Origin of the sequence: Mariniflexile sp. AS56, assembly GCF_030552475.1 — a bacterium.
Taxonomy (GTDB): domain Bacteria; phylum Bacteroidota; class Bacteroidia; order Flavobacteriales; family Flavobacteriaceae; genus Mariniflexile.
This window is the reverse complement of record NZ_JAUPED010000039.1, coordinates 1-5,933: the sequence shown is the minus strand read 5'-3', so window position 1 is coordinate 5,933 and position 5,933 is coordinate 1. Positions and strand designations below refer to the sequence as shown.

The following is a 5,933-nucleotide window of genomic DNA, read 5'->3' as shown; positions in this document are numbered from 1 at the left end:
TTTTCTTCAATTTTTACAGGTTCGATTAGTTCATCGAGTTTTTTGTATTGAGAGAGCTTGTATTTAGATTCCCTAATTGGATGGTTTTCTATTTTAGAATTTAAAAAAATATCGAATAGTTTATGTTCAATGTCATAAGAATCAAGGAACTTTTTTATGCTTTCAAACTCTGTTTTTTTTACGTCAATTAATATTCCAATTGAAAGTATGTTTATTAGAATAGGATGAAAATTTAAAGATAATTGATTTAAAGTAATAGTCTTTTTATGTTTGGTATAGGTAAATTTTACATATTCTTCACTCCATTTGTTGTTCGTTAAATCAGTTATTATTCTACTGTAAATTGAACTCAGTATCTCTATTTTATCTCCTCGACTATATCTTGCAACAAGTATTTTATACAAATTATGTATTTGGCTATTTTTGGCCCATTCTATTTTAGAATCATTAATCTCTCCATTTTTAATTTTATCATCCATTTTAAGATGTAAATTAGAAAGGCTTGTTATATAATTATCAAAATATTCTTTGTCTTTAAAAATTGACCTTTTCATTGGCGAGTAATCTTAAATGAACCACAACGGTCTTGTGTATGAAACGTAGCGTATAAAAAGACACTAACTTTTCGGATTTAGCACGAGCCGAATTTTTTATTTTTATGTTTAATTTTCTTCTTATAAATATAACCAAATAAAAAATTTGGCGTACTTTGTAAATATACAAAAACCTCTCGTAAAGCCTGTAATAGCTATGTTTTATACACGTTGTTGTGCATAGTGCTTTTCACGTTCAGCTTGGTTTTCCGATGTTTCTTGTTTAGTTCGGAATTGAGCGTTGGCGAGACATACTCTTTTGCATTTTTTGGCGTAGCGTTGGCTGATGCGAATTGCGAATGTGTATGGCTTTGAGCGTTGGCTTATTTATAGTAATTCAGTCATTACCTCAAACTCGTCCATAATAGATTTAACTAAAGTGTCTTCAATATGTTTCGCTAAAATTAATTCATTTTCCATATTCACATAACATTTACCATTTAAGGATTTAAAATTGTCCGTTACAATAGATTTATATTTTTCTTCTGTTTTAGATTTACATTTATAGAACTCAAACTCACAGCTTTTAGAATTATTAAAAAAGTCAATAAAATGTTTTCTAAAGCCTCTTTTTACTTCCTTTCTGAACTCTTGAGTATTTGTTGAATTAAAACTAGTGTATGCTTTTAAAACGTACAAAAAATTAATTTTATACTGATGAACAAAAAGCGTGTCTCTATCAAATAACCGTTCTTTAAAATGATAAGATTTGATTGGTAATTCTGTCTTTTTTTCAATCAAGTGTTCATCAAAATTATCTTCATCTTCTATATAACCATAAATGAAAAAGTTAGGTGTAATATTATAGCCTTCTGTTATTTCGTCTCTATATTTAATACCCTTTTTATAAGGCTTATCCTTATCTTCATTCAATAAATCTATATTGAACTGAATAACATTTTTCGCATACGTGAATTGCTTATATTTAGATAATTTCCCTGCTTCACTATTTGATTTGTAATATTTTGAATCTCCAATATAAAAAATATTGCTAGTGTCTATAATGGACTGATAGTCATAAATATGGTCAATTATCTTCCCATCGTCATTTTTTTTCAAATCTTTAAGTGATACATTGTTTACTTCAGTATCATTTAACTCGTCAGAGAATAATTTATCTACCATATCTTCAAATACGATATTATAATTATTTACCGATAAAAAATCCTCCCTTTTTCTTTTTGAGCTACTCTTATCTGTTTGAGAAAAATATATTTCACATAAGGCATACATTCTCTTTAAAGTGTCATTAAAATATCGATACTTGATTTTTCGTAGTTTAGAAAGACCATTTGATTGAAGATTTTTAAATGACTTACCCTTTATTATTGAAAATGATTTATCAATTCTTAAATTAAGTTTATGTTCGTGATTGAAGTTGTTTAGTATAGAAAAAAAGTATGTCAATAATTCTTCTTCTGTATTTACAGTTTTTCTTTTATTTCTTATTGAAATATAGATAGGTGCATTATTTGAATTTAAAATGGGTAATGATTTTCTTATTGTTTTTTCCCATTTTGGTTTTATTGCTTGGTTTGAATTGTACTCAATATGTTTATATAAAATATGGTTTTTATTCTTTTTGTAAAAATTCACAAAAGACAGTAAAAGGTCTAGATAAGAATATTCTTTAAGACTTAGATTTGTGTTTAGTTCAAAAGTTTCGATATTATGAATTATAGATGTATCATCATATCTCTTTCTGAACTCAATTAGACTTTTATAAAAATGTACGGATAATTGTCTAACCCAATTATATTGTGTTTTATGTTTTATGGATTCATCTAAAATTAAATCTACTAATTCTTTTTTTGAACAGCCAAAAACAGTTTTATCTTCTTCCTTCATAAAAACTTTTGGCAACATAAATACCAAACTATTTTTCTCAAAAGAATGGTAATATCCTACGGAGGTAATTGTCCCATCGAAACCGTTTTGTTTATAAAACTTTGGGTCATCGAACACTTCTTGAAGTAATTCAATTGGATATATTTCGTTTTCAATTAGGATTTTCATTATTTAAGAATCGATTCCTTCGTTATCTTCTGCTACCTGCCTAAGTTGAGCGTCATCTTCTGTAATTTCCAAGTTTTGGATAGGTTTTAATTCTATTCTGTCGAATAATTCTTTGATTTTTGTTTTGCCTTTAATATCCATTGGAAAGAAATCTTCGTATGAAGTGTTTTCTTCAAACACTTTATTTTCTTCATCTTTGAAAACGTCATTCCATAAATAGAAAATTACTTTGTTTATAAATGGATTTAATGATATTGTTTTACCTGTATCTGGTTTTATAAAATAATTACCAATACATTTATCCATACCTAATGACTGATTGTTTTTTATATGATTTAAGTTTATTTTTTCAATAAATTTAATCCAGCTATATTCATTGCCATCTGCAATATCAATTTTGAAATCGAATGAAACATTTTTCTTTTTAAAATCGTCAATTGGTGTATAACAAATAGGTATATATTCCCAATCCCATCTTCTTTTGAATGCACTATCCATAGGAAATAAAGATTGGTCAGAAGTATTCATAGTGGCTAATAAACTTAGGTTTGATGGTAATTGCATTTTACCATTTGCAAATCCATTATGACCTTTTTCAGTTAGCTCTTTTTCTAAATGACTAGCTAACTCGTTTGAAGGCGTGATTTCATAACCTTCATCTAATAGTTGAAATGTATCTCCAAAAATTTCGGCACAGTTTCCTCTGTTAATTTCTTCAATTACTAAGAAATAATCTTGAAATTCGTTTTGCCAAGCATCAATATAAATATTTGTAAATATTTGTGGAACAAATTTGTATTTGATTTCATCTAGACCAGAAATTGGATCTTTTTCAGATATTGGTTTGAAACCTCCTATGAAAGAAGCGTAATCATATTCTGGATGAAATGTTATTCTTTTTGTTCTATCTTCTTTTCCTTTTAAAATTTCTTTTACTTTATATGATTTACCCGTTCCAGGTGCACCAAAATAGATTGTATTCCTAGTATTAAATAATGATTTATTACTAATTGTTCTAGCTACATTCTTACCTTCAAGCCATTCTTGAAATTGTATAAAGGATAAACCAAGGACTTTATTCAATTCATAAGAATTCAGTTGTTCATAGAAATCTCTTTGAAAAGGTTCATTTGGACTAGGTTCAAACCATCCCATATTTTTAAGATGCCCTCTCAATATTTCTTTTGCCAATGGTCCAATCTCATTCTTTGCTAGAATTGGTGTAAAATCGTAAGATGTTTTATCGCTACCTGTACTGAAATCAGTAGCGACACCTGCCTCATTTAAGGCATATGCTAAGTTTGTATATGTTTTGCCATCTGTGTCTTTTCTGTAAATTACACCTTGCATTTCCAAATTTGTTGAGTTTTTGAAAAGTTCAATTAAATCTTTATGGCTATAAATAATTGAAACAAGTAGCAAGGCGTACTGACTCGCATTATCAAATTTTCTAACTGAGTCCCAAGCATTTGGTAATACATTATTTTTATCTCCTGCTAGCATTTTTCTAGCCTGTGTGCTGTCTAGCTTTATCTCATCTAAATGATTAAGTATCTCTGTACTAGGATATTTTTTAATTAAACTGACTAATTTAAAATATCCGTTTTTTGTCAATGAAACTTTGTGTCCATCAAGTCCAATAGCCATATTATATAGGTTTTACAATTATTAATTTTTCTTTGACCATTCGGTCTCTATCACCTTTGCGTCCCATAGTCATATGGGTATAATCAAGAGTCTTGACAGAAACGGTATGTTTCTTAAATACTTCTTTAGTAATTTTTAGTAAGTCATCAATTTCAATCATTCCTGTATCACTATAGCTAAGAACTAATGAAGAGTTGTTTTTTGCTATAATTTCAAACATATCGATAAAAGCATTTTTTACTTTCGACTTAATGCTAAAAGGTGATTGATGTCTATCTTCTCGATAACGTCCTTTTACCATTTTTTTATTTTTGTGTTGTATTTCAGGATAATCATATAAAACTAAAGTTTCTATTGCGTGATAAAACCTGCTATAATGAACAAAACAATAGGGAGGATCAGCATAAACTGTAGCGTTTTTTAAATTTTTAAGACAATCCAAGTAATCTAATGTATAAACCTCGTGCTTTAGTTTAGGTTGAATTGAAGGGAGTGCTTCTAGTGCAGAATCAAGTTTACGCTCAAAATAATCAATTATACTTTTCTTTCTATAGATTAAAATATCTTTCATAGAAGAATCAGTTTTTGCGTCTCTATATTGTGCGTAATGTCCAGTACCTTGACTATTATATGCCATCGCATACATTAATGCCCCAAGCATCGTGTTATATGCAGGGTTTTCTTTTAGGTCTTCAATAGCTTTCCGAATTGAGTCGATCCAAGTACATTGTTCAGCACTCCACCAAGTACCTGAATAATTTTTAGTAAACAAATGCCAGGTATTTTCGAACTCTTGATTTATTAAATTTTGGTTTAATTTTTCAACTCTGTTAAATTCTTTTAGACTACTATTCTCCGTATGTCTTAAATTGTTCGATAAAGTTGAATAATGTTTTTTATGATATTCTTTGGCAATTTCCATTACCATTTTTGAATTAACCTTACAATCATTCCAATCTGTTAAATAGGCTTTAGCAATGACCGAAGAATATGCTTGAATATCATTAGAAACAATAGGAAATTGTTCCCCTATTGCTCCTGAGAGAGAACAAGAACCAGCAAATAAGTCACAAATGACACCACCATTATAAGCTTCTTCAATGCCATTTATTACAAATGGTAGTAATTTTGTTTTTGACCCCATATATTTAATGAACTGAACAGAACTTTTTAATTTTATTTTAGTTTCAATCATTAGATTTTGAGTTATTTATTAGTTCTGATGCTTCCACACCTAATATTTTAGCTATTTTAAATAAATCTTCTATACTAGGTTGTCTTCTGTTCTGCACATAAGAATTAACCATATTATAACTTTTACCTAATTGTTCAGCTAACCAGATCTGTTTAATTCCTTTTATTTCTAAAACCTCTTTTATTCGGTTCATTTTTGAATTTTTTATTCAGTCCACTAATGTAAAGAACTATTTTCAATATCTCACTAAATGAGTATTAAAATCATCATACTAAAAAGTGAGTGGTGGGAAAAGGCAAGCTCTTTTTATTTTTTGAGGCACGAAAAAAATGAAATGTGCTTGACTGTGCGGTTGGCTTTGCAGTACAGAATTTTGACGATTTGCTCGGATTTCCGCATTATGCACAACGTTTATGTATAAGAATAGTTGCGGGTTTGTATGCGAGGAATTTCCGAAGGAAATTCAGACGTTACAAACACGC

The 5,933-nt window shown here is 28.8% G+C and carries 5 protein-coding genes; all 5 read right to left on the bottom strand.

The features are described from left to right. A partial coding sequence (locus Q5N74_RS18760; protein WP_304390532.1) for a PoNe immunity protein domain-containing protein occupies nt 1-554 on the bottom strand: 554 nt, incomplete at its 3' end. Nucleotides 555-920: 366 nt separating this feature from the next. Then, nucleotides 921-2,609, bottom strand: coding sequence for a hypothetical protein (locus Q5N74_RS18755; protein WP_304390531.1), 1,689 nt, complete (start codon nt 2,607-2,609; stop codon nt 921-923). Nucleotides 2,610-2,612: 3 nt separating this feature from the next. Then, nucleotides 2,613-4,256: an McrB family protein gene (locus Q5N74_RS18750; protein WP_304390530.1), complete on the bottom strand. Its 1,644-nt coding sequence runs from the start codon at nt 4,254-4,256 to the stop codon at nt 2,613-2,615. 1 nt (nt 4,257) lies between these two features. Then, nucleotides 4,258-5,451, bottom strand: coding sequence for a DNA adenine methylase (locus Q5N74_RS18745; protein ID WP_304390529.1), 1,194 nt, complete (start codon nt 5,449-5,451; stop codon nt 4,258-4,260). Beyond that, the gene (locus Q5N74_RS18740) at nt 5,444-5,644 is read right to left on the bottom strand and encodes a helix-turn-helix domain-containing protein (protein WP_304390528.1); all 201 of its coding nucleotides are present in this window, start codon (nt 5,642-5,644) and stop codon (nt 5,444-5,446) included. The genes Q5N74_RS18745 and Q5N74_RS18740 overlap by 8 nt, the downstream gene beginning before the upstream one ends. Nucleotides 5,645-5,933: the final 289 nt, after the last annotated feature.